The sequence below is a fragment of the Pseudoalteromonas sp. P1-8 genome (assembly GCF_001399985.1).
GTDB lineage: Bacteria > Pseudomonadota > Gammaproteobacteria > Enterobacterales > Alteromonadaceae > Pseudoalteromonas.
Genome location: NZ_LJSO01000002.1, coordinates 47076 through 70573 on the forward strand (window position 1 = coordinate 47076; position 23498 = coordinate 70573).

At 39.5% G+C, this 23498-nt stretch carries 21 protein-coding genes; 14 read left to right on the top strand and 7 right to left on the bottom strand.

Features of this window, described 5'->3' with window-relative positions; genetic code table 11:
- Positions 1 to 14 precede the first annotated feature (14 nt).
- On the top strand, positions 15 to 857 hold the full coding sequence (locus tag AN213_RS03780) for a Dam family site-specific DNA-(adenine-N6)-methyltransferase (protein WP_054563340.1): 843 nt from the start codon (positions 15 to 17) through the stop codon (positions 855 to 857).
- Here AN213_RS03780 and AN213_RS03785 read toward each other — a convergent pair.
- On the bottom strand, positions 829 to 1014 hold the full coding sequence (locus tag AN213_RS03785; RefSeq protein ID WP_054563341.1) for a DUF2970 domain-containing protein: 186 nt from the start codon (positions 1012 to 1014) through the stop codon (positions 829 to 831). The genes AN213_RS03780 and AN213_RS03785 overlap by 29 nt on opposite strands.
- Positions 1015 to 1019: 5 nt before the next feature.
- A complete protein-coding gene (locus AN213_RS03790; RefSeq protein WP_054552801.1) occupies positions 1020 to 1316 on the bottom strand; it encodes a hypothetical protein in 297 nt (98 codons plus the stop codon).
- A gap of 333 nt (positions 1317 to 1649) precedes the next feature.
- Here AN213_RS03790 and rpe point away from each other — a divergent pair, with 333 nt between their 5' ends.
- The 3 genes from rpe to trpS are packed head-to-tail and all read left to right on the top strand — an operon-like array spanning position 1650 to position 4053.
- Positions 1650 to 2336 (top strand): ribulose-phosphate 3-epimerase, encoded by a 687-nt coding sequence (gene rpe, locus AN213_RS03795; RefSeq protein ID WP_054563342.1) that lies wholly within the window; start codon positions 1650 to 1652, stop codon positions 2334 to 2336.
- Positions 2333 to 2998 carry a phosphoglycolate phosphatase gene (locus tag AN213_RS03800; RefSeq protein WP_054563343.1) on the top strand — a complete coding sequence of 222 codons (666 nt, stop codon included), beginning with the start codon at positions 2333 to 2335 and terminating at the stop codon, positions 2996 to 2998. The genes rpe and AN213_RS03800 overlap by 4 nt, the downstream gene beginning before the upstream one ends.
- A 50-nt stretch (positions 2999 to 3048) precedes the next feature.
- Positions 3049 to 4053 carry a tryptophan--tRNA ligase gene (trpS, locus tag AN213_RS03805; protein WP_054552798.1) on the top strand — a complete coding sequence of 335 codons (1005 nt, stop codon included), beginning with the start codon at positions 3049 to 3051 and terminating at the stop codon, positions 4051 to 4053.
- Positions 4054 to 4182: 129 nt separating this feature from the next.
- Here the strand turns inward: trpS and AN213_RS03810 are convergent, their stop codons facing one another.
- On the bottom strand, positions 4183 to 5073 hold the full coding sequence (locus tag AN213_RS03810) for a TraB/GumN family protein (protein ID WP_055197511.1): 891 nt from the start codon (positions 5071 to 5073) through the stop codon (positions 4183 to 4185).
- Between the two features lie 54 nt (positions 5074 to 5127).
- Complete coding sequence (locus AN213_RS03815) at positions 5128 to 5319, bottom strand: hypothetical protein (RefSeq protein WP_055197513.1); 192 nt, start codon at positions 5317 to 5319, stop codon at positions 5128 to 5130.
- A gap of 276 nt (positions 5320 to 5595) precedes the next feature.
- Here AN213_RS03815 and AN213_RS03820 point away from each other — a divergent pair, with 276 nt between their 5' ends.
- The gene (locus AN213_RS03820; protein ID WP_055197515.1) at positions 5596 to 5841 is read left to right on the top strand and encodes a hypothetical protein; all 246 of its coding nucleotides are present in this window, start codon (positions 5596 to 5598) and stop codon (positions 5839 to 5841) included.
- A 14-nt stretch (positions 5842 to 5855) separates the two neighbouring features.
- Here AN213_RS03820 and AN213_RS03825 read toward each other — a convergent pair whose 3' ends face one another.
- Both AN213_RS03825 and uvrA read right to left on the bottom strand, forming a co-directional pair.
- Complete coding sequence (locus tag AN213_RS03825; RefSeq protein WP_055197517.1) at positions 5856 to 6911, bottom strand: hypothetical protein; 1056 nt, start codon at positions 6909 to 6911, stop codon at positions 5856 to 5858.
- 13 nt (positions 6912 to 6924) lie between these two features.
- The gene (gene uvrA, locus AN213_RS03830; protein WP_055197519.1) at positions 6925 to 9744 is read right to left on the bottom strand and encodes an excinuclease ABC subunit UvrA; all 2820 of its coding nucleotides are present in this window, start codon (positions 9742 to 9744) and stop codon (positions 6925 to 6927) included.
- A gap of 162 nt (positions 9745 to 9906) precedes the next feature.
- Here uvrA and AN213_RS03835 point away from each other — a divergent pair, with 162 nt between their 5' ends.
- The 9 genes from AN213_RS03835 to AN213_RS03875 all read left to right on the top strand — a co-directional run bounded on the left by AN213_RS03835 (position 9907) and on the right by AN213_RS03875 (position 22203).
- A complete protein-coding gene (locus tag AN213_RS03835; RefSeq protein ID WP_054552792.1) occupies positions 9907 to 11274 on the top strand; it encodes an MFS transporter in 1368 nt (455 codons plus the stop codon).
- A gap of 20 nt (positions 11275 to 11294) precedes the next feature.
- Entirely contained in the window at positions 11295 to 11984 is a 690-nt protein-coding gene (gene ssb / locus AN213_RS03840) for a single-stranded DNA-binding protein (protein ID WP_054563349.1), read from the top strand.
- Between the two features lie 149 nt (positions 11985 to 12133).
- Complete coding sequence (locus AN213_RS03845) at positions 12134 to 13477, top strand: site-specific integrase (protein ID WP_055197521.1); 1344 nt, start codon at positions 12134 to 12136, stop codon at positions 13475 to 13477.
- Positions 13467 to 15062 (top strand): site-specific integrase, encoded by a 1596-nt coding sequence (locus AN213_RS03850; RefSeq protein WP_055197523.1) that lies wholly within the window; start codon positions 13467 to 13469, stop codon positions 15060 to 15062. The genes AN213_RS03845 and AN213_RS03850 overlap by 11 nt, the downstream gene beginning before the upstream one ends.
- Complete coding sequence (locus AN213_RS03855; protein ID WP_055197525.1) at positions 15055 to 17301, top strand: hypothetical protein; 2247 nt, start codon at positions 15055 to 15057, stop codon at positions 17299 to 17301. The genes AN213_RS03850 and AN213_RS03855 overlap by 8 nt, the downstream gene beginning before the upstream one ends.
- Entirely contained in the window at positions 17301 to 17798 is a 498-nt protein-coding gene (locus AN213_RS03860; RefSeq protein WP_055197527.1) for a hypothetical protein, read from the top strand. The genes AN213_RS03855 and AN213_RS03860 overlap by 1 nt, the downstream gene beginning before the upstream one ends.
- 301 nt (positions 17799 to 18099) lie before the next feature.
- Positions 18100 to 18516, top strand: a complete 417-nt coding sequence (locus AN213_RS03865) for a hypothetical protein (RefSeq protein WP_055197528.1) — start codon at positions 18100 to 18102, stop codon at positions 18514 to 18516.
- Positions 18517 to 18680: 164 nt separating this feature from the next.
- On the top strand, positions 18681 to 20477 hold the full coding sequence (locus tag AN213_RS03870) for an ATP-dependent endonuclease (protein ID WP_055197530.1): 1797 nt from the start codon (positions 18681 to 18683) through the stop codon (positions 20475 to 20477).
- Positions 20464 to 22203 carry a UvrD-helicase domain-containing protein gene (locus AN213_RS03875; RefSeq protein WP_055197532.1) on the top strand — a complete coding sequence of 580 codons (1740 nt, stop codon included), beginning with the start codon at positions 20464 to 20466 and terminating at the stop codon, positions 22201 to 22203. The genes AN213_RS03870 and AN213_RS03875 overlap by 14 nt, the downstream gene beginning before the upstream one ends.
- 496 nt (positions 22204 to 22699) lie before the next feature.
- On the opposite strand, the gene AN213_RS03880 is transcribed toward AN213_RS03875, so the two are convergent.
- Complete coding sequence (locus AN213_RS03880; RefSeq protein ID WP_055197534.1) at positions 22700 to 23425, bottom strand: hypothetical protein; 726 nt, start codon at positions 23423 to 23425, stop codon at positions 22700 to 22702.
- Positions 23426 to 23498: the final 73 nt, after the last annotated feature.

A 23498-nucleotide genomic window follows, 5' to 3' on the forward strand; every position in this document is an offset into this window, starting at 1 on the left:
GAAGTTAAGAGCAGATGCAGCAAAAGACCAGAGCCTTCCTTAAATGGGCGGGTGGAAAATACAGCCTAGTTGAAGATATTCGTACCCGCTTGAAGCAAGCGAGTATGGATGCTGACACCTTAGTTGAACCTTTCGTTGGTGCTGGCTCTGTATTTCTCAATACTGATTTTAAGCATTATATTTTAAATGATATTAATGCGGATCTGATCAACCTGTACACTGAGCTAAAGCGCACGCCTGACGAGTTTATCAGCGATGCAAAAAAACTATTTGTAGAGCTCAATAACCATCCTGAAGCCTATTATGAGTACCGTGTTCAGTTTAATCAGAGCAGCGATGTGTATGAGCGCGCAATTTTATTCTTATACATGAATCGTCATGGTTATAACGGTCTGTGTCGCTACAATCTTAAAGGTATTTTTAACGTTCCTTTTGGTAAATATAAGCGCCCGTATTTTCCTGAAAAAGAAATGCACTTCTTTGCTGAAAAAGCTCAGCAAGCCACCTTTACGTGTTTAGGTTATGACGAGGTCTTTAAGCTCATTCCTAATAATGCGGTTGTGTATTGCGACCCACCTTATGTGCCGTTGAGTAAAACAGCATCATTTACTTCTTACGCTAAAGGCGGTTTCAATTTAGATGATCAAGCAAACTTGGCGAATTTAGCTGAGCAAGCAGCATTCGAAAATAACACGCCGGTACTTATTTCTAACCACGATACGGTGTGGACTCGTAAGATCTACAGCCAAGCATCACTGGATGAAATTCAGGTAAAACGCACGATTAGCCCGAAGGGCGGTTCACGTAATAAAGTGAATGAGCTAATGGCTATGTATTTAGCACCAAAGAAACGGTGAAATAAATCGCTGCTACAAACAGGCTGAATAAAACGAGGGCAATGACGATAATAGTACTGAGCGAGTGCTCTTTAAAGTCAGCTTGACGCTTATTTTCTGATTGCACACCAAAAAATGCCGCAAAGACACTTTGTAATGCACTAATGAATTTGTTCATGCGATTTAGAACTTAGAACCTAAACCGCTAACTTTCTTAGACTCTTCACTACTTGTTAATAACTCAAGTAAATCAAGATAATGGAACTGAGCGCTGCGGCTATCACCCGTTAACCAAGAAAACCATCCTGTTTCTTGTTCTGCTTTCATACATTGAGCAGAAGATGATGATGCGTTAAGCGTATTGCATGAGCAGCCAGACGCCGCTGCTAAAAAGTCGTCTTCATCAGCAGATGAGAAAGATACAAACGCAGCAACCGTAAGTGCGGACGCGATTAAGATCCCTATTTTAAAAGCACGCATGAGAATAACCCTTGTTTGTGTTATTTAGACAAGCATACATAACAATTGCTCAAATAACAAACTTAATTACGGCTGAATTAAATAAAAATTTAATAAAATTAGCCTTTTAAAGTAAATTTTATGTTTATATTTTGTTTCATTTAAATGCATTTATGCAAGCAGTTGAATAGAACGATTGTTCAATTTTTGATTAAATTTACATTAATTCAATAAGCTAAAAGGATTGGCCTTGAGCAATAGCGTTTTAACAGTTAGCTGTGGTGTTTTAATCAGCTGTCGATTGGGTTACATTATGCGCTCTTCTTGCAGTCGCAAATTATGATGGAATCTCTCATGTTGGAAACATTACAAAAGTATTTAATAGCCCCTTCTATTTTATCAGCTGATTTTGCCCGTTTAGGTGAAGATGTTGATCGTGTACTCGCAAGTGGGGCAGATGTTGTACATTTTGATGTAATGGATAACCATTATGTGCCAAACCTAACCTTTGGCCCAATGATTTGTAAAGCACTGCGCGATTACGGTATTACAGCCCCGATTGATGTGCATCTTATGGTGAAACCTGTCGATCGCCTAATTCCCGACTTTGCTGAAGCGGGCGCTTCTATTATTAGCTTTCACCCTGAAGCAAGTGAGCATATTGACCGTACCTTACAGCTTATAAAAGACAGCGGTTGCCAAGCTGGGCTTGTATTTAATCCTGCAACCAGCCTTAGCTACCTTGAGCATGTGCTCGATAAAGTTGATGTAGTACTATTAATGTCGGTTAACCCTGGCTTTGGCGGCCAAAGCTTTATTCCTCATACCCTCGAAAAGCTTCGCCAAGCGCGTAAAATTATTGATGACTCGGGTCGCAATATTCGTTTAGAAGTTGATGGTGGCGTTGGTGTTGATAACATTGCTGAAATTGCAGAAGCGGGCGCTGATATGTTTGTTTCAGGCTCAGCGATTTTCAATCAACCAGATTACAAAGCTGTTATCGATGCGATGCGCAGCGAGCTTGCAAAGGTTGAGTCATGAAATACGATGCGGCATTTTTCGATTTAGATGGCACCTTAGTCGACAGTGTTTATGATTTATACATTGCGATGAATCTGACTCTAACTGACCTCGCATTTCCGGTTGTTACACAAAAGCTAGTTGAGAGCTGGGTAGGTAATGGCATAGAAACACTTGTAAAGCGTGGTTTGAGTGGCGATATGCAAATCAGTGAGCATTTAGATGAAGCCCTTACTGAGCGTGCAATTAATTTGTTCTATCAGCACTATGACCAAGTTGTAGGTGACTACAGTGCGCTTTATCAACATGTAGAAACTGGGCTTGCTGCACTTGCTGGTATTCCTAAAGTGGTGATCACCAATAAGGCACGTCGTTTTACCGAAAAGTTACTTGATAAGCTTTCACTGACTAGTCATTTTCAGTTGATTGTATGTGGTGATGATATGGCAAAGAAACCATCACCTGAGCCTTTACTATTTGCTTGTCAGCAATTAGATGTCAGCCCAGCTAAAGCGGTTATGATAGGCGACTCAAAAAGTGATATCTTGGCAGCAAAAGCTGCTAAGGTTGACGTTGTCGCACTCGGTTATGGCTATAACCAAGGTGAAAACCTCGCTGATTTCAATCCAGAGTACCTCTGCGAGAATTTCTTAGATATAATACCCGTTCTTACCCAAAGGTAAGTGCATTTTAATTTCGTCTTTTTAGTTTAGTAAAAATATAAAGGAACATCATGAGTAAACCAGTAGTGTTAAGTGGCATTCAGCCAACCGGTGGTATGACAATAGGCAACTATGTTGGCGCTATTAACCAGTGGCTTAAGCTACAGGAAGACCACGAAAGTTTCTTTATGTTAGTAGATTTACACGCCATTACTGTACGCCAAGATCCTGAGCAGCTACGCTCGCGCGTGCTGGACGGTATTGCGCTTTATGCTGCATGTGGTATCGACCCAGAAAAAGCTGCGTTATTCGTACAATCTCAAGTGCCAGAACATGCACAGCTTAGTTGGGTTTTAAACTGTTACGCTCAAATGGGTGAGCTTAACCGTATGACGCAGTTTAAAGATAAGTCTTCTAAGCATGCTAATAACGTGAATGTGGGTTTGTTCTCTTACCCTGTACTGCAAGCTGCAGACATCTTGTTATACCAAGCAGATCAAGTGCCAGTGGGTGAAGATCAAAAGCAACACCTTGAATTGACACGTGATATCGCAACACGTTTTAACAACCTATACGGTGACGTGTTCAAACTACCTGAACCATACATTCCTGAGTTTGGCGCGCGTGTAATGAGCTTACAAGATCCGCTCAAGAAAATGTCTAAATCAGATGAAAATCCAAACGGTTACATCATGTTATTAGATGAGCCGAAGAAGATTGAAAAGAAACTGAAAAAAGCAGTAACTGATTCAGACGAGCAAGCTCGTATCTACTTTGATCGTGAAGAAAAACCAGGTGTATCTAACCTACTTACTTTATTATCAGTTGCAACTAAGCGCTCAATTGAAGACTTAGTGCCTGAATATGAAGATAAAATGTATGGTCACCTGAAAAAAGACACTGCAGCAGCGGTTGTTAATATGATTGAGCCAATTCAAGCGCGCTTTAAAGAAATTCGCGAAGATCAGTCACTACTTGATAGCATTATGAAGTCAGGTGCTGAAAAGGCGAGTATTCGCGCTGAAAAAACATTAAAAGCAGTCTACGATGCGGTAGGTTTTATTCCTCGCCCGTAAGCTTTCAGCAAATTATAGAGATAAAAATACCGCTATAAAGCGGTATTTTTTTATTAAAAGCTCAGCACAATTAAAACAGTAAACAAGCAGATAAGTGCGGCAGCGGTTTTGTCTGTTTTTTCCATTTTCTTAATCCTCATCAGCGTTCAACTGTGCAATCACGTAGCCTTTACTTTCTAACAAGGCCAATAGGCTATCTTCACCGGCCAAATGAGCAGCACCAACAAGTACCAACTCTTTTTGCCGATCAGTAAAGTAATGCTCAATATGATTAAGCCAATTCAAATTACGTTGCTTAATGAGTATTTGGTAGGTGAGGGGATCATGTTGTTTTAATGGCATGATAGTTAGCTCATTCATTGCGTGCATATCGCCATTGCGCCATGCATCAAGCATTGCACTGTAAAGCGCTTGGTAACTTGATACTTGCGCTAACTGTGACTGAATATAGGCATCTTCGTCTTGGCTGCCTAATTGCTTAAAAAGGTGTAATTGGAATGCCAAGGTTTCGAGGTAAGCTAATTCTTTGCTGTCTTGTTGGGCTCGCTTTGCGAAATAGCTATCAACACCTTCACCGAAAAGCTGTTGTTTTTGTAGTTCTAGCGACATCATCAGCAAGCTCACCATAAAAGGGCGAAAGCTGTCGAGTTCGCTAAGTTGCATATCGTATTGAGTAAGCTGTGCTTCTAATTGTTTTTTTACTTTTGCAGAGAGCTTACTACTTAATGTTTCACCAGTTTCGTAACTTAGTGCTTTAAGCATAGTAAGTTGTGCTGAGCTATTACTTGGCGCTGGCATATCGGCTTCAAGTACTAGGGTATCGGCTTGTTTATATGCTTGATTAAATTCAGCTGGTAGCGGTAGTTCCTTGGGCGGTAAAACATGAATTGAACCCGCAATGTATATAAATTCATCACCTTTACTTACCTGCCAAACGGCACTTTTTGCAGTACAAATACTCGTTGTTAACAAGCATGATGCAGCAATTGTTGAGAGCAGTAATTGAGTTAGTTGTTTCATTCTTTTAGCCTGTTAATTGAAAAAGCTTGCCCAATGTTCTGGGCAAGCAGGGCATTACTTATTGAGTTTTAACTCAATTTGATGGTCAACTTTTTTGTTCATTTGCTCGATAGAAACCTCGATAGATATCTCAAGATGTTGTTCTAATTTTTGAGTATCTTGGCTATTAAATAAGGGGGTTGGCAGTGTAACAACAAGCGTGCTTACTGCGAGTATCGACACTATTTTTAAAGCTGAGTTGCTCATAACTTTATTCTCTTAATTGGTTGATTAGTTTTATCAGCGAAGCAAAGTTGGTTGGTGGCCCGTTGATGGAAACTACAATAGCGAGGAATTTACATAGAGTCGCTTATCTAGTTCTAAGGGATTTATATATAAGGTTTTAAAATGTTAATTCTAATAGTTTCAATGGTTTAAGTTTAATTCTTATGAGGGGAAATAAGGTTTTAAATCATTTTATTTTTGTGTTTTGCCTATTGATGATAATTTGAATGTAGCAAATAGGAACTTGGAGGTTTTGATATGGGTTTTAAAGTAAAACATTATGCGGCTAAAACTGTACCTGCGAATAGCTCATTAGAATGGGAGCTAATCTTAACTGAGCTTATCATTGGTAGCCTTTGTGCTGCATTCGCTAAGATCGGCTATGATGCTACTATGTTACTTATTTTTATACCTAATTTAGTAATCGCCTTAGTTTGCTTTGGTTTTATTGGGCTTTCGATATTTCATTTCATAAGAGAAAAACGCAGCAAGCCAAGCGAGTAATATTGATTGCTGCGCTATTTTTCTACTGGGGTAACGCCTGGCGAGTCACAAGCAATGACTTCAAATCGATAGCCATATTCAGCATGGTGATCAGGGGTTACTTGCACTATTTCGTAATCATTCAGCTCAACGGCTTTACTGTTTTCTGCTTTTAAACAGCGTGAATAGCTGTCGGCTTCAAAGCTGTAAGCAAACATCGCAATTAAACGTTTGCTACGCTCAAAGTAACCTTTGGTATCTAAAAACTGACGAAGGTTTTCGGCGGTTTCGCTGTCACCTTCTATATTGACATCTTGGTTAGGGGTTGAGTTTTGTGTACTTTCAGGAAGTTGTTGTTCGAGTTTTTCACCTAGTTGTTCGACTGCTATTTGCTGCTCTTCACCTGATTCTTTAGCAATAACTTTGCTATCTAAAAAGGTGCTAACCATATTATCGAGTACTTCTTCAGGTGGCTGATCGTCGATAAACGAAATCAGGTTAATAAATACCACTGATGCTAAAACAAAGCGCACGATGGCGGTTAACAGCGGTGAGTAGCTTTGGCTTATAAATTTAATTCGCTCAGAGCCAAATGGCTTTATTAGTAATAAAACAAAGATATAGAAAGGTAAAAAAAGTTGAAATAACAATAAAGTACCTAGGGTTATTCCCATTGCCCAAGGTGGTAAATATAACAGGGTGGCAAAGTTGTGGGTGTAATTAAAGTGACTAGCTGAGACATGAGTTACATCATTAACTATGCCGCTCGCACCGGCCAACACAAAATTAGCGATACTGGCATAGAAGATTAAAATCAGTGCTTTGCCGGCAAGCGAGTGCCAAAGTTGGTTAAACTTGGGCCAAAATTCAATAACAAGCGCAATAATGGTGATGGTGGCACTTAACCAGCCCGATTGCAGAACAATCAGGCTGCTTAATGCTAAAAGATAGAGCTTTTGTGCGGTACTTAAGTTAAACCAAATGGCTTGTAATCGTTCAACCAGCCTCGTTTTATGAGGCTGCCAGCTACGTTGCTGTTGTTGAAACTGTTTATTAGCGCGCCATTTTGCAATTTTTAAATACCTACGCACGCAATATCCTTTTTTATAGTAGTGGTTTTAAGTACCTTCCTGTGTGTGAACGCTCACACTCGGCAACGTCTTCAGGTGTACCAGAAATTAAAATTTCACCACCGCCAGAGCCACCTTCTGGGCCTAAGTCGACAATCCAGTCTGCGGTTTTGATCACATCAAGGTTATGCTCAATAACAACAATGGTATTACCGTGATCGCGTAAGCGGTGAAGTACTACTAATAATTGCTGAATATCAGCAAAGTGTAAACCCGTAGTTGGTTCATCAAGGATATATAAGGTTTTACCGGTATCGCGTTTTGAAAGTTCACGAGCCAGTTTCACACGCTGCGCTTCACCACCGGAGAGGGTAGTAGCAGCTTGACCTAAGCGAATATACGACAAGCCTACATCCATTAAGGTTTGCAGTTTACGTGCAATAGCCGGAATTTTATCAAAATAGTCACGGGCATCTTCTACGGTCATTTCGAGTACTTGGTGAATGTTTTTACCTTTGTACTGTACTTCGAGGGTTTCACGGTTGTAGCGCTGACCTTTACATACATCACAAGGTACATATACATCAGGTAAAAAGTGCATTTCTACCTTGATCACGCCATCACCTTGGCAAGCCTCACAACGACCACCTTTAACGTTAAAGCTAAAGCGACCGACCTTATAGCCACGCGAACGGGCTTCTTGAGTACCCGCAAATAGCTCACGAATACCAGTAAAAATGCCGGTGTAAGTGGCAGGGTTTGAGCGCGGAGTACGGCCAATCGGGCTTTGGTCAATATCAATCACTTTATCAAAATGATCTAGGCCCTTGATTGACTTGTACGGAGCCGCTTCAGCGGTCGTTGCGCCATTTAACTCGGTATGAGCCAGTTTAAATAAAGTGTCGTTGATAAGCGTCGATTTACCTGAGCCTGATACGCCGGTGATACAGGTCATTAAGCCAAATGGAATACGTAAATCAACGTTCTTTAAGTTGTTACCTGTGGCACCAAATAGCTCAAGCCATTTGTCGGTAGTTTGATGACGAGCCTCCGGTACTTCGATTTTCTTTTCGCCAGAGAGGTACTGACCTGTGATTGAATCTTTACTGGCTAGAATATCGTCATGGGTACCTTGTGCAATAACATGGCCGCCATGAACACCGGCACCTGGGCCGATATCGATAATATGGTCTGCAGCGCGAATAGCATCTTCGTCATGCTCAACCACAATGACGGTGTTGCCTAAATCGCGTAAGTGAATAAGGGTTTTTAGTAGGCGGTCGTTATCGCGTTGGTGCAAACCAATTGAAGGCTCATCCAGTACGTACATAACACCAACAAGACCTGCACCAATCTGACTTGCTAAACGAATACGCTGCGCTTCACCACCTGACAGGGTGTCGGCACTTCGCTCAAGTGATAAATAATTAAGGCCTACATTAATTAAGAAAGATAAACGGTCGCGAATTTCATTAAGGATTTTTTCGGCAATTTGGGCGCGCTGACCGGTGAGATTCAAACCATCAAAAAATGCCATGCTTTCACCAATACTCATTGTGGTGATAGCTGGCAGGTTTGTTTGGCCAATAAATACGTGGCGAGCTTCTTCACGAAGTCGCGAGCCATGACAGCTCGGACACGCTTGGCTTGTTTGGTATTTAGCAAGCTCTTCGCGAACTGAGTTTGACTCGGTTTCACGGTAGCGGCGATTCATATTATTTAATACGCCTTCAAACTCATGGTTACGTGTAATTAAATCACCACGGTCGTTACGGTAATTAAAGGCAATTTTAGTTTTACCTGAACCTTCAAGAATCACCTTTTGCGCATCTTTACCAAGTTCTTGGAAAGGCACTTCTAGGTCAAACTGATAATGCTCTGCGACAGCTTGCAGCATTTGGAAGTAATAAAAGCTACGTTTGTCCCAGCCTTTGATTGCACCGCCCGATAAGCTTAGTTCAGGATTTTGCACAACACGGTTTGGATCAAAATACTGGCGCACACCTAAACCATCACAGCTTTGACACGCACCCGCTGGGTTATTGAACGAGAATAAACGTGGCTCAAGTTCACTCATGGCATAACCACAAGTAGGGCAGGCAAAATTAGCAGAAAACAGCATGTCTTCGCTGAGTGAGTCGTCCATTGCCGCTACATGGGCAATACCACCTGATAGCTCAAGGGCTGTTTCAAATGACTCTGCTAAACGCTGTTGTTGGCCATCTTTTACTTTAAAGCGGTCAACCACGACCTCAATCGTATGCTTTTTATGAAGCTCAAGAGTTGGTGGATCTGATAAGTCACATACTTCGCCATCGATACGGGCGCGAATAAAACCTTGGCTTGCGAGTTGCTCAAGCAGTTTAACGTGCTCACCTTTACGGTCTTTTACCACCGGTGCTAATAGCATTAGCTTGCTACCTTCTGGTAAGGCTAAAACCGTATCGACCATTTGGCTGATAGTTTGTGCGGCAAGTGGCAAGTCGTGAGTAGGGCAGCGTGGCTCACCTACACGGGCAAATAATAAACGAAGGTAATCGTAAATCTCGGTAATAGTACCGACCGTTGAACGCGGGTTATGTGACGTTGATTTCTGTTCGATAGAGATAGCTGGCGATAAACCTTCGATGTGATCAACATCGGGTTTTTCCATTAGTGATAAGAACTGTCTTGCATACGCTGACAGTGATTCAACATAACGACGTTGCCCTTCTGCATATAAAGTATCAAACGCTAAAGACGATTTCCCTGAACCAGATAGGCCAGTGATAACTATCAGCTTATCACGGGGAATGGTTAGGCTGATGTCTTTTAAATTGTGCGTACGGGCGCCTCGGACTTCAATGTTTTCCATGCTATCTCGTTTTATTACCTAATTATTTTTTCAGTATCTCATAATACGCGATAAGATTAATCCTTGATCAAAGAAAAAATCATCACTTACAGGTGATTATTTAGTTTTCGCTTGTGGTAGAATCCACGCTCAAATTTTAATAGACAGCAAGATCAGTAATTCATGACAGCATCTTCACTCAACTCTCGAGAAAAACGCGCTGCCGTTTCGTTGGCGAGCGTCTTTGCATTCCGTATGCTTGGCCTATTTATGCTGATGCCAGTATTGGCGATTTATGGTCAGCAATTAGAAGGGTTTTCGCCGCTTTGGATTGGCTTTGCTATTGGTGCTTATGGTTTAACGCAAGCCGTGCTGCAAATCCCTATGGGTTGGTTGTCTGATAAAATTGGTCGTAAAAAAGTGATTATTGGTGGCCTTTGTGTGTTTGCACTTGGCTCTGTTATTGCTGCAACCGCTGAGTCTGTGCAAATGGTTACGCTTGGGCGTGCACTACAAGGCATGGGGGCGATTGCCAGTGCTTTATTGGCGCTTGCTTCTGATTTAAGCCGTGATGAACAACGTCCGAAAGTTATGGCCGTGATTGGTATGTGTATTGGTATGAGCTTTGCCGTTGCTATGCTACTAGGGCCAATTGTTGCTGCATCATGGGGGGTTGCTGGGGTATTTTGGCTTACCGCAGGACTGGCCATTTTAGGTATTTTAATAGTGTTGTTTTTGGTGCCAAATGCTGTCAATAAGGCGCCAAAAGGTGACACACTTGCTACCCTTGATGATATTAAGCAACTAATTAAACATCCACAATTAGCACGCCTTGATTTTGGTGTGATGCTGCTTCATCTTACATTAACTACCGTATTTGTAGCCTTACCAGGCCAGCTTATAAAAGATGGCTTAGTTGCAGACCACCATTGGTATTTATATATACCTGTACTGTTTTTAGCGTTTTTCTTGATGGCACCAATGATGATTGTGGCGATCCGTAAAGAAAAAGAAAAACAAGCCTTTATTGGCTCAATCGCACTGCTTGTTTTAAGCATGCTCGCTATGTCGTTATGGGTTGATTCGGTGATTGGCATCGGTATTTGTATGTTGGTTTACTTTATTGCTTTTAACTTTTTAGAAGCAACCATGCCAGCACTTGTTTCGCGTATTGCTCCTGCAAACCAGAAAGGTTCTGCGATGGGAGTATTTTCATCTACGCAGTTTTTTGGTGCCTTTTTAGGTGGTTTATTAGGGGGTTACGTTGCTCAAGCATTAAGTGCGCAAGCAGTGTTTGCGGCGGCGGCACTTGTTGGGGTAATATGGCTTATCCTTGCTTGGAATATGCAAGTCCCACCAAGAAGTAAAATAATTAGCTTAATGACTGAATTAAGTTCAGAGCAGCAGGCACAAGCGCTTGCTTCTCGTCTTGTTGCTTTACCGGGCGTAATTGAAGCAACGGTTGTCTGTGATGAAAATCGCAGCTATTTAAAGATTAATGATAAAGAATTTGACCTAGACCAAGCACGCAAAGTGGCTGGTTTAATCTAACGTTTTATAGGAGAAGTTCCATGGCACGCGGTGTGAACAAAGTTATCTTGGTTGGTAATTTAGGCCAAGATCCAGAAGTACGTTATATGCCTAATGGCAATGGCGTAGCGAATATCAGCATTGCTACGACAGATAGCTGGAAAGATAAAAACACAGGGCAAATGCAAGAGCGTACTGAATGGCACCGTGTCGTGTTATTTGGCAAACTAGCAGAAGTTGCTGGTGAGTACCTTCGTAAAGGTTCACAAGTGTACATTGAAGGTCGTTTACAAACGCGTAAATGGACTGACCAATCAGGCCAAGAAAAATACACTACAGAAATCGTGGTAGACATGGGCGGTCAAATGCAAATGTTAGGCGGTCGTGGTGAACAGCAAGGTGGAGGCTATCAAGGTGGTCAATCACAAGGCGGTTACCAAGGTGGTCAACAACAAGGTGGCGGTTACGGCGGTGGTGCACAGCAATCACAAAGCAATAATAGCTATGCTCCACAGCAACAGTCTGCGCCAGCACAGCAGCAACAGCGTCCACAACAGCAATCTGCACCACAACAACAAAGTAATAACCAATATGGTGGCGGTTATGGTCAGCAGCAAAGCAGCGCACCTCAACAAGGCGGTTTTGCTCCTAAGCCACAAAATGCACCACAAGGCGGCGCATCAAACCCAATGGAACCACCAATCGACTTTGATGACGATATCCCGTTCTAACCTCCAACAAAAATATAAATGTTGAAAAATATTATTAAAAGCCGCTATTAAGCGGCTTTTTAGTTTTGTTAGAAATAATAATGTTGAAAACTGCCTGATATACACTATATTACTTTATAACAAAGTAAAATGTTTATTATTTGGTGTTCATGAAAATTGCTGTAAAGAAATTTAAAAGTGGAGAACGCTATGTCTTTTTATTAGGAGAAGATGGAGTTCCCGATTTTTGGGTAACTCACTTTGTTACTCAAAAGTTGCGAATGACTAAAGCAGCAACATCAATTGAGCAATACCTAAAAGACATTAAACATTTGAAACGTTGGGAGGAGATTAACGGTAGAGATCTTCTTGAGGAAATATATAACGGTAAAGTACCTAACCTTGATGATATTAATAAACTTAAAGAGCACTGCTCATATCAGGCTAAAGTGGTTAAAGATAAACCTGCAAGTAATGTGGTCGATATGGGAAAGTTTCATTTATCAAAATCACAAGACAAACCAACTATTGGTAAATCTCAATATATATCCCGTATAGCTCACATTGCAGAGTTTCTTCACTTTATAGGGCAAGAGAGAGTCAAGCATAAGCCATCAGCCGCAGAACTTTTTGAAGCGCTGGATAAGATGAAAACTCGATTTAAGAGTGGTAAGCCAAAAGGAAAAGCGAAGAAAGTTTCCTTAGATAAATCTGGTATTCCAGATGATGTATTTGAAGACTTTGTAGAAGTAGCTAAGCCATATTCAGAATACAACCCGTTTAAAAACCCAGTTATTAAGTTTAGAAACTATCTAATTGTTCAAGTTTTGTATGAGACAGGATTTCGGTGTGCTGAGTTATTAGCACTTCGGATCAGCGATATTGGAACGGATACTGATAATCCAACATTGTCAGTTGTTCGAAGACATGACAGTAAAGATGATCCTCGTATAAAAGAGCCAACGGCAAAGACTCTTGGCCGACCCGTTTCTATCACAAAAGAGCTTAGAGATTTGCTAAACACGTATATCAAGATTCATCGCGCTGAAACAAAAGTGGCGAAAACACACCCATTCATATTTGTTTCACACAAAGATAAAGAGGGTCATTACCAGTCGGGGCAACCGATCATTCAGCAAACAATTAACGAACTATTTAATCGAATAAAAAGTGTTAACCCAGAGCGGTTCTGGGGCATTACACCTCACTCTTATCGACACTACTTTAATGATCAACTGTCAGACAGCATTGATGAAGAAAAAAGAGCTGTCAGGAAAGAAGTCAAACGATTGGAGCAGGCTGGGTTACATCAAGCGGCAAAACAATATGCAGATGAAAATAAGATTACTAAGCAGCGTGAACTGGAGATTAGAGCAGAGCTAAATGGGCATTCATCTCTGGATTCAGGTGAGATTTATCTAAAACGTACTGCAAGAAAACAGGCTCAAAAGGTACGTAAAAAAATGCAGGCGAAGATGAAACACAAAGTAGAAGGACGTAATCATGGTGGTTAAAGCAAACAAGTTTCAGGGTTCAATAAGAGCTAGAACGAAGTCGGATAAGCGATACAGCAAAGCTAACTATGAATTTGATGTGTATGACGATCTTTGGCAATTAGATGCAAATAAGTCACTGAATTTTGAGTTGCTCTCCCCACTAAATTTAGATCCAAAGTTCGAAATTAACTTCAAACTGGCTTTGGCTGACTATGCTTCAGAATTTTCGTCTTCTTATGCGTTGAATATATTCATGTATAGTCGATTGCTTTTTGCAATTGGCGTGAGTGATGCTATTCGAGAGGAGCATATAGTAAATTTCAAAGCGACTCTGACTAAAAGTACAGAGTATAAGCTTGGTTACATCCGAGCATTCTTATTAGATTGGCGAGACAAAGAGATCAAAGGAGTAGATAAGAAGACGGTTGAGTTGCTTAACTCACTGAAACTTTCTGGCAATGAAAAAGGAAAAGCCGTTGCCCTAGGGTGCCCTTTTAGCGGTGCATATTCATTTGAAGAACAAACGGCCTTTATCAACTGGTACGTCGATGCCTTTACTGAAAAGCTGATCTCGTTGACTGATTATGCGTTCATCATGGCATTACAGCAAACGGGTGCTCGTCCTGTTCAACTCACGTACCTCTATTATGGTGATTTGATAACAAGGGTTGAAGAAGGTGTTGAACATTTTGATTTACAACTCCCGAATGCTAAAAAACGTGATGAGCATTTTAGAGGATCTTTCCAAACCAAGAAGGATACTGGTGAAGATTTAATGCTGGTACTAACAGCACAAGCAAAGCAATCCATCAAAGCTGTTGAAACACAATTTGGTATTAAACTTACGTCCCATCAAAAAAAGCAAATCCCTATTTTCCTTAATGAACGAAAAATGTCTAAGTTCACTAGTTTCAATGAGTTCGAGCAACAACAACAGAGAACACCTGATTTACTCTGTACAACAGTTGCTGCTGCATCTATGCGGGTAAAAGAGATTTCACACCAATGCCCTTTAAAAACAACCCGAATCAAGCTTGAAGGCGAGTTTGGTGATTTGCATATCAACTCCAGACGATTCCGTTATACCCATGCAACGAATATGGCAATGCTGGGGGCAAGCGATTATGCCATTGCAGAAGAGTTAGGTCAGTCAGATACCCAGCAAGTAAAAGTCTATACGGAGTTCAACGAAAAAATGGCGGACCGAATTGATGAAGCTTTGGCATCAGATTTAACACCGTTAGCGCAGGCATTTTCGGGTACTTTGATTGATAGTGAAAAAGACGCAATTCGAGCCAATGACCCTCGTAGCCGAATAAATAATAACGATGGTAACCCAGTGGGAAATTGTGGAAAGTTTGGTTTCTGTGCAAATGGCACAATTCACTGTTACACCTGCAATAAATTTCAACCCTGGTTGAATGCACCTCATGCAGAAGTCTTGAAAAGTGTCATTTTTGAACGTGATCGAAAGCGTAAAATGGGTGCAAGCGAATTTGTGTTACAAGGCCATAATCGCAGCATTGATGCGATTAAAGTAGTTATTCAACAGTGTCATGTCAGAAAACAAGAGTTGGAGAATGAAGGGGCGTTAAATGTCTAATTTATTGGTATTTACACCGAAGCATGAACTGGATTTCCAGAAAAACTATGCCGACTTCATAGTATTCGCTAAAAATGAATTGACGCTTTTTGGTGACCATGAATTTGAAAGTCCGACAGGAACTCAAAAAGGATGGGAATGCGATAAATGGTCCTGGGGTACAGCAAGAGGCAAGAAATTAACCATTGTATTTGGTAACAGTGAAAACCATTCCAAATATACGCCATTTAAACCGCCATTTGTTGACTTTGCCAAAGCCTATGTACGTTATGAGCAGTCACTAAATCATAAAGACTCAGTCGCTTGGGCTTCATCTTTAATGTGGATATATAATGCGCTAAAAGAAAAGGCGGCTCAAAATGACAGATCTGATGTTGATATTATGCACCTCAATAACACAGTTATTAATCGTGTTGAGGAACAGATTAGGAACAGTAAATTAGGTGCTGGAGGAAAGCGCAATATTGGTCTGTCATTTGAAAAAGTATTGAAGTTCATTAAGGACAAGCGATTCAAGCTAGATCTACAAGACTGGTCAAATCCTTTCCCTCGACAGTCCGACTCAAAAATTAAACTTGATAAAAATAGTCGTAAAGCAGAGGAAGATAAATGCCCTTCAGATTATCAAATGCTACAAGTAGCTGATGCGTTTAATAAAGCTATAACTCCTCGTCAAAAATATTTTACTAGCCTATGTGTGATGCTGATGTGTCAACCAAGTAGAAGCGTTGAATTAAATGGGTTGACTATCAATTCATTACAGAAAAGTGATAAAGGGCGCTGGTACTTAATGTGGAGTCCTGCAAAAGGCGGAGATCCTGTTAAAAAATGGGTTCCTAAAATTTTAGAAGATGTAGTTCGACAAGCATTTGATAGGCTTATTTATATTTCAGCGCCAGCACGAGCTGCTGCAAAATTTGCACATGAAAACCCAGATGTGTTTTTAGTACATCATGAGTGCACTACGCCTTCTGATTACCCACAAGATAAGCCATTAAATTACAACCAATTCGCAAAGGCTATGGGGTTTAAAGTTGGAAGGGGTAGTAATGGAGCAAAGTTAAACTGGTCAAGTTACGGGTCGGTTAAGTGGCTAAGTAATTTGATCAATAAACTTAACGGAGTATCCAATTGGAGAAAAGACTTATTGAGAGGAGGCTGTTTATCTCAGGACAATGAAATACTGATAGGAAACCGCTCAGAACCAACAGGGAGTATAATTAAGTTCCCTAGTTATAGAGATCTTCGCTCCGTTGTTGATCAAAAGTATAAAACAAAAGACTTTCCTAATTATGGTGATATCAAAATTTGGGATTGTATTACCTTAGTTAGAGATAATGAGTTTCATAAAGAGTTTGCAGTTAAGCCTTTTTCATGGGTAAAGGTCGGACACGGAGCTGTTAGTGACGCAATTGGTTCAGCGCGTGTTTCAGGAAAATCCATTATTACATCGGTTTTCGAGGAATTGTCTATTACTGATGAAGATGGTTCCAGATTGAAGTTAAATACTCACCAACTTCGACATTGGTTAAATACTAAGTTAAAACTGGCTGGCGAAGAAGATTGGTTGATTGCCAAGTGGTCAGGTAGAGCGGACATAGAGCAAAACAAAGCTTACGATGGAAGAACGCAAGAGCAGAAATCGCGGTTAACCAAGCGCATAGGCCATGTTGTAAATGGTGACGGTGTCATGACGGTTGCTCAGGCTAATCAGTTTTTATCGCCATACACATCAGAGTTTCCTCCTCCTGCAATCGTGTTGCATGATTTAGGTTTACCAGTTTCACTAAAGTCACTTGGAATTAATAGACAAGGTGTTGCTCAGTTTACAGGGCTAGGTTATTGCGTGCACAACTATTCGGAAAGTCCATGCGTTAAAAATGGCGATTGTGCAGTCTGTAGTGATCATGAATGCCTAAAAGGGCTACCTAATACCATAGAAGAGCTTAAAAACCTTGAGAAGCTCTATGAGGAGCAGCTAGAGGATGCTGTCGCTAAAGCTGGTGATAAAGTTTTCGGTGCAGATCGTTGGGTGACAGCCTTAGGTTTCAGATTATCAAAGATCAAAACCATTATTACCATGATTGAAGATCCGAACAAACCTGATGGCACACCTATTAGAATCCCCGATGAGTTAGATCCTTCACCAGTTAAGCGCTCACTCAATATTGATGAGCAAAATGTTATACCAACCTTCGACCTTACAGCCTTGGCATTATCTGATCTTGGGGAGTCATAATGGCTTTCGTAACAGACAATATAGAAACGATTCTAGCGATCATTGATGGTTGGAGCGGTAAGCTTACATATGCTCTTCTTTCAGAAAGGCTTCAATCAGAATTAGGCTTAAAACGTCCTCCATCAAGGCATACTTACACTAAGCATGATGAAATAAAACATGCATTTGACCTAAAGAAAGAGGAGCTTAGATTAAAAAAATCTGCTGCAATTGAAGAAGCCAAGTCGTTATTTAATGGCTCTGATAAATTGAGCCAGCTATTGGAAAGCTTGGACAATGATGATGCAACCATTGCTGAACTTATAAAGCGAGTTGAAAAACTTGAGCATGAGAATGAAAGGCTTCATTCAGAAAATATGAGGCTTAATGCTCAAAACGACGTTTTGTTGGAACGGTTTGCAAGATGGCAACATAACCTTCAAAAAATGGACGGTGTAGATTTGAATAAGCTTGTTGTAACTATCGATAGTGGGTTACCTGCAAAGAATCGAAGTTAAATTCAAGCATTCCATATTTATGAGCCAAGCTCTTTTGTTTATAACTTTAGAATGTTTTGAATTTTACTCCAGTTTAAATATTGCATAATGGAAACCAAAAATTACTGTTGGTTAGGTAAGAAATAATTAGTTAATTCCCGTCAATGATTTTGAACACATGAAAGTAGAGATGTATTCTGAAATACGCTAAAAAATAGAACTGAGAATTTAATGTTTTTAAATAATCTTAGATTTTTAGTGGTCGATGAGTTACTAATGATATTTAAGGGGTGATTAATCGTGTTTAAAATAAGCATACGTTATGCATCAAATGACTGGGGAGAAAATTGTGGATACTCAAAACAGAAATGGGATAGACGACCTTATTAAAATGTCAGATAGAGAGTTACAAGCTTTTATAAGGGGACGCCTTAATAAATTTGATGGTGTAGAAAGTACAAAGCTTCGATTTGAAATGAGTGGTTATGAGAGCAATATAGGTGCATGTACAGTTCATAATACAAATATTTTAAATCTTTTTGCTGACTTAGGAATATACGACTACACGGAATACTTATTTTTGGATTTCTACAAAGGTAACGGAACAATTTACATAAAATATTGGGCTGATAATCAAAACTATGAGGTAGATGTCAGTGGATGTACAACTTCTGGAATTATATTAAAGGTAGTTAAGTTGACTGTGTTGTCAGGCAGAAGTACGAGACGTCGTAGTTAGTTCAATTAGTGCTCTTTTTATCTTACATGAAAGTATCAATGCTTTTTCGTTAAGCCGTGTTAGTAATTGCATTTTCCCTTAAAATCTCTTGTGCAGTTTTTTTAGGGTACTTTAAAAATAATTTGGTTTTATTATGGATGTAATAATCTTCTGAAGGAGTTGGAGTGTTTCTATCAAAACTAACAATTAAAAATTTTAGGCGTCTTGACGAGATTACTTTTAATTTTGTAGATGGATTGAATGTAATCGTTGGTGAAAACAACATTGGTAAAACAGCACTTGTTGATGCCTTAAGGGTTATTCTGGCAAGTCATGAAGATCCTTATTTAAGAATTACCGAAGATGATATATTTCAACCTCAAGATGGAAGGGAAGCATCAGGTGATATTACATTTCACTTTGTATTTTCAGATTTGAATGAATCTGATGAAGCTGATTTTCTGCACGCCTTGGTTCCTATTGATAAGGAAAATTTTGAAGCACATATACACGCTCGGTTTTCTCTGATTGATGCTTCAGGTCGGATGAGGTTGAAAAGGTGGTGTGGAGAACATGAAGAGGTCGGGATGACTTCAGATATGCTAGAAAACTTAAGAGGTGTTTATCTTCAGCCATTACGTGATGCATCCAAAGGATTAAAGCCGGGAAGAAATAGCCAACTAGCAAGATTGATGAGACTTATTGGAGAAGAAGATACTCTAGGCAGGCAGAGTGTGGATGGGTTAGTAAGTGCTTTTGAGAAGCTTTTGAAGCGTAAACCACCATTAGTCTCTACAGGGAACTCCATTGTTGAAAAACACAAAGACATGTTAGGCAAACAGCTTTCTCAAGAGCTTTCACTAGGCTTGAGTGGTGCTGATTTCAAAGAGCTTTCATCCAAATTATCAATTACAGCAAATGGTATGGAAATAGATACAAACGGCCTTGGATATAATAACTTAATTTTCATGGCTGTGGTCTTAAGTGAAATGATAAAGGATCCTTCTGCCGCATACCGAGGCTTGATAATTGAAGAGCCTGAAGCTCATCTTCACCCGCAGTTACAGGTTGTTCTGTTAGATTATTTTCAGGCTATTGCTGCAAGTAAGGTAGAAAAATCCATCCAGCTTTTCGTAACCACCCACTCTTCAAATTTTGCTAGTTTAGCTAACTTAGAAAACTTAACGTGTATGGTGGATCGAAACAGCTCTGTTAAAGTTTTCAACCCGCGAGAAGCTACCTTTGACCCATCTCCAACTAAAGCTGAAAAAAAGCGAAAAAAACTGGAGCGTTACTTAGATGTAACAAAAGCCGAATTATTCTTTGCTAGAAAATTGATTCTAGTTGAAGGTACGGCAGAACTAATGTTGATAGGGGTATTGGCAAAACAACTTGATTATGATTTGCAAAAATATGCGGTAAGTATAATAAGTGTTGATGGTCTGAACTTCGATTGTTTTTTACCGTTAATGGGTCAAGAAAAGTTGGCAATACCAGTATCAGTAATAACCGATGCTGATCCTACCAAAGAAGATAGTAGTGGCAACAAAAAGACTGTTCCACTTTATCCGTCTGCTAACGATAATGTTATCGCTTCAGATAATACAAGAGTTCTCAAAGGGCAAGAGTGTGAGCTCGTAAAAGTGTTTTTTGGGGTAAAGACTCTGGAGTATGATCTAGCATTGTATGAAGATAATCGCTCAGTAATGTTAGACGCACTATCCGAAATACATCCTCTGATAGCGAAATCAATTAAAGATGAAGTAAATGATAAAACAACAGATCAAGAAAAGGCAAAGGCACTATTTTGTGGAATGTTTGAACGTGGGGATGGATTGAAAAATGTTCAAAAAGGGCAGTTTGCACAGGAGCTAGCGTACCAAGTCTCTAATACTTCAGCTAATTTTGTTGTACCCGGTTATATAAGAGATGCAATCAAGCATGTGATCGAAGGAGAGGACATTTTAGATGAAGCTTTCTGACGAGCAGCATAAGGTCGTTTTTTCGCCCTTGAAACCCCTTTCTGTTATTGCTTGTGCTGGTAGTGGGAAGACTACAACAGCGGTACATCGCCTTTCACACGTTAGGCATTCATTAAATAATGAACGTGGCTATATCGCACTATTGTCCTTTTCTAATGTAGCGGTGAATACTTTTAAGAAAGATTTCATGCAGCATGCTTCAAACCAAACCAACAAGCACCCTTATTCAGATAGAGTTGTTATTGAGACCTTAGATAGCTTTATTGTAGGAAACGTTATACGGCCTCATGGTTCAAGAGTTATGGGCTGCTCTGGTGTACCCTTTTTGCTCTCTGGAGGGGAATTATTTTTAAAAAATAGAAAATTTAACTTTGAGATAGAGACCCAAACTGGGCGAAAAACAATTGGTTCGGATAAGGTTGTTGAGCTTACATGCCGTGTAGTCGATATTAGCGTTGAATGCTTTCTAAATAAGAACAAAGTAGCTGAAGGTCGAGATTTAATCCTTACGTTAGGAAAAACGGGTGGCTATACACATGAGTTTGGAGGGTATTGGGCCTGCAAAATATTGAAAGAACAGAAGTCATTAGCTAAAGCCATAGCCAAAAGGTATCCGCATATAATTGTCGATGAAGCACAAGATATAGGCTCAATGCACGCATATTTCCTTAGTATGCTGATTAAAGGAGGTTCGAAAGTGTCTTTAATCGGAGATCCTAATCAGGCTATTTATGAATTTGCAGGAGCTGATGGAGCCTTTTTAAATACTCATAATAACAAACCGAGTACTTTAAAATGCCCCCTTAGCTTAAATAGAAGGTCGATAAAAGATATCGTAGATGCAGCTAGTTTAGTATCAGGGTTTCAGAATCAACATATTAGAAGTAAAGAAAATAATGACTTTGGCCTATTCTATTGCACATATAAAGAAAAAAATTATACAGAGGTTATCGACTCATTTTTGTCCAGACTTAAAGACTTGAGTATTAATAAAAACAAAAGTGCTATTCTTGTAAGGGGAAGTGAATTAAAGAAAACTCTCCTTGGATCTAATGGGAAAAGTGGACAAGGAAAAACAAACATTTTCGCGCAGGCAGCGATAAAAAGAGACTTGTATGGTCACCCATTTGAAGCTTTTAAATTAGTGTTGCGTTGTATTGCAAACTTGATTGAAGATGCGCCGAAAGAGTTCTTTACTGATGTGCTGAGTGCTGCAAAAGATAAACGTGAATATAGCGAGAGTAAAAAAGTTATCTGGCAATTTGTTCGCTCGGAAAGTGCAGGTTTACCTTCGGCAAAATTACATGCGAAAAAAGAATGGCACCCTAAGTTGAAAGAAAACCTTGCTAAGGTACTAAAAAAAATATGTGAATTACACGGCTTTAATAATGTTAGTAAATTAGGCAACAAATTAGCCTCTACAAACTTACCCGATAGTGCCCTTTTGCCAAGTGAATATGCTAAGAGTGATGATAGCCGTAGATTAATTCGTATTGACACAGTACATCAATTGAAAGGTGAAACACTTGATGCTGCTATGTATATTGCAACTAATGATCAAGTGGTAAAGATGGTTGAGGGGACTTCTACTGAAACAGGACGAATAGGTTATGTTGCACTAACAAGAGCCAGAGATTTTTTTGTATTAGCCATCCCTCGCTCGAAAGAAATTGAGTTATCCAAACTTATAATGCCAATGGGTTTTAAGAAGTTAGCTTGTGATTAGAAATAACATCAAAAGCCGGACGCTTTAATAATGGGTAATAACCTACAGAATTAAAAAGTAGCATTTTTTGGTGCATAAAAGTTTTATCTTTACCTAAAATTTATTCAAAAGATATAGCAAATATGTTGTCTGGTGACAGTTAATCTTAAATTAATTGCTGTGTGAAAATTATAGGATTAATTATGAAAAGGCGAAAATTGATAACAGATGACGAAATCATAGTTGTTCTGGATACTGGACTTCCCAATAACTGAGAATTTAATTACATGAAAATGGATAGATTTACATTACGAGAATAAGCATAAAAAAACAGCAATTGAAATTAGTAACTTAAATATGGGAATTTTAACGAGAAGCCCATTTAATTCATAAGCAGAATTGATTATTTATGTATTAACACTTTGAATGTCTACTTCGCACAAAGGTGTAATTAGATGATTTACTGCAACTTATTTTGGGCTAAATGTGCAAGCCCTCTTAAATTGCTTATTATTAATTACTTAACGCCAATCATTTTTGTGTTTTGAATAATATCTACAGGATAGTTTTTTCTTATTAGCCCAAGTAAGGCATCAACCTTTCTCATATCAATGGATTTATCATCAATTTCGCTTTTAGATAACTCCACACATAATTCATAATATTTTATTTCATCTCTTATTGTTTTATGAATTCTCAATAAGCAGCCTAGATAGTCCCTAAATGTTCTTGTTATAAATATTTCATCAGGCATTGGTTCTAATACTTTTTTTGAAAAAACATCCGTTTCCATCAACCTATTTTTATCGATAATTAGTTCTAATGACGAGTTATGTGGTCTAGACACCCCCTCCGAATGAAAGTCTTCCAATAAAGTAAACGAGCCATGTCTCTTTTTGTGAATAACCACATCATAATGTTGAACATAATTTCTTAATTTACAGGCAAATGGATAAACGCTATTAGTATCATACTCATGAGAAAGTGTTTTAGCTTTTATTCCCTTGTATGTAAGAGACATTTTTTCTATTTGATCTGTGTAAGCTCTTGAAGAAGATAAGAAGTTTGATATTGAACGATTAATCATTCTTCGATTGTCAAAGAAGTTACTATTCCGTTCAGAGTGCCCACGGATTAACCCCTCTAGACTTAAGCGAAATACGCTAGATTCATATTCAATATAATCAAGTAATACACATTCAAATGCTTCTTCAATAGCTAAACCATCAGCAATCATTTTCACCAAACTCTCCATAATTTACCAGCGCTATGCTCTGCGGAAATTTGGGAACGCCAGCGAGTAAATTTTCCCAAGC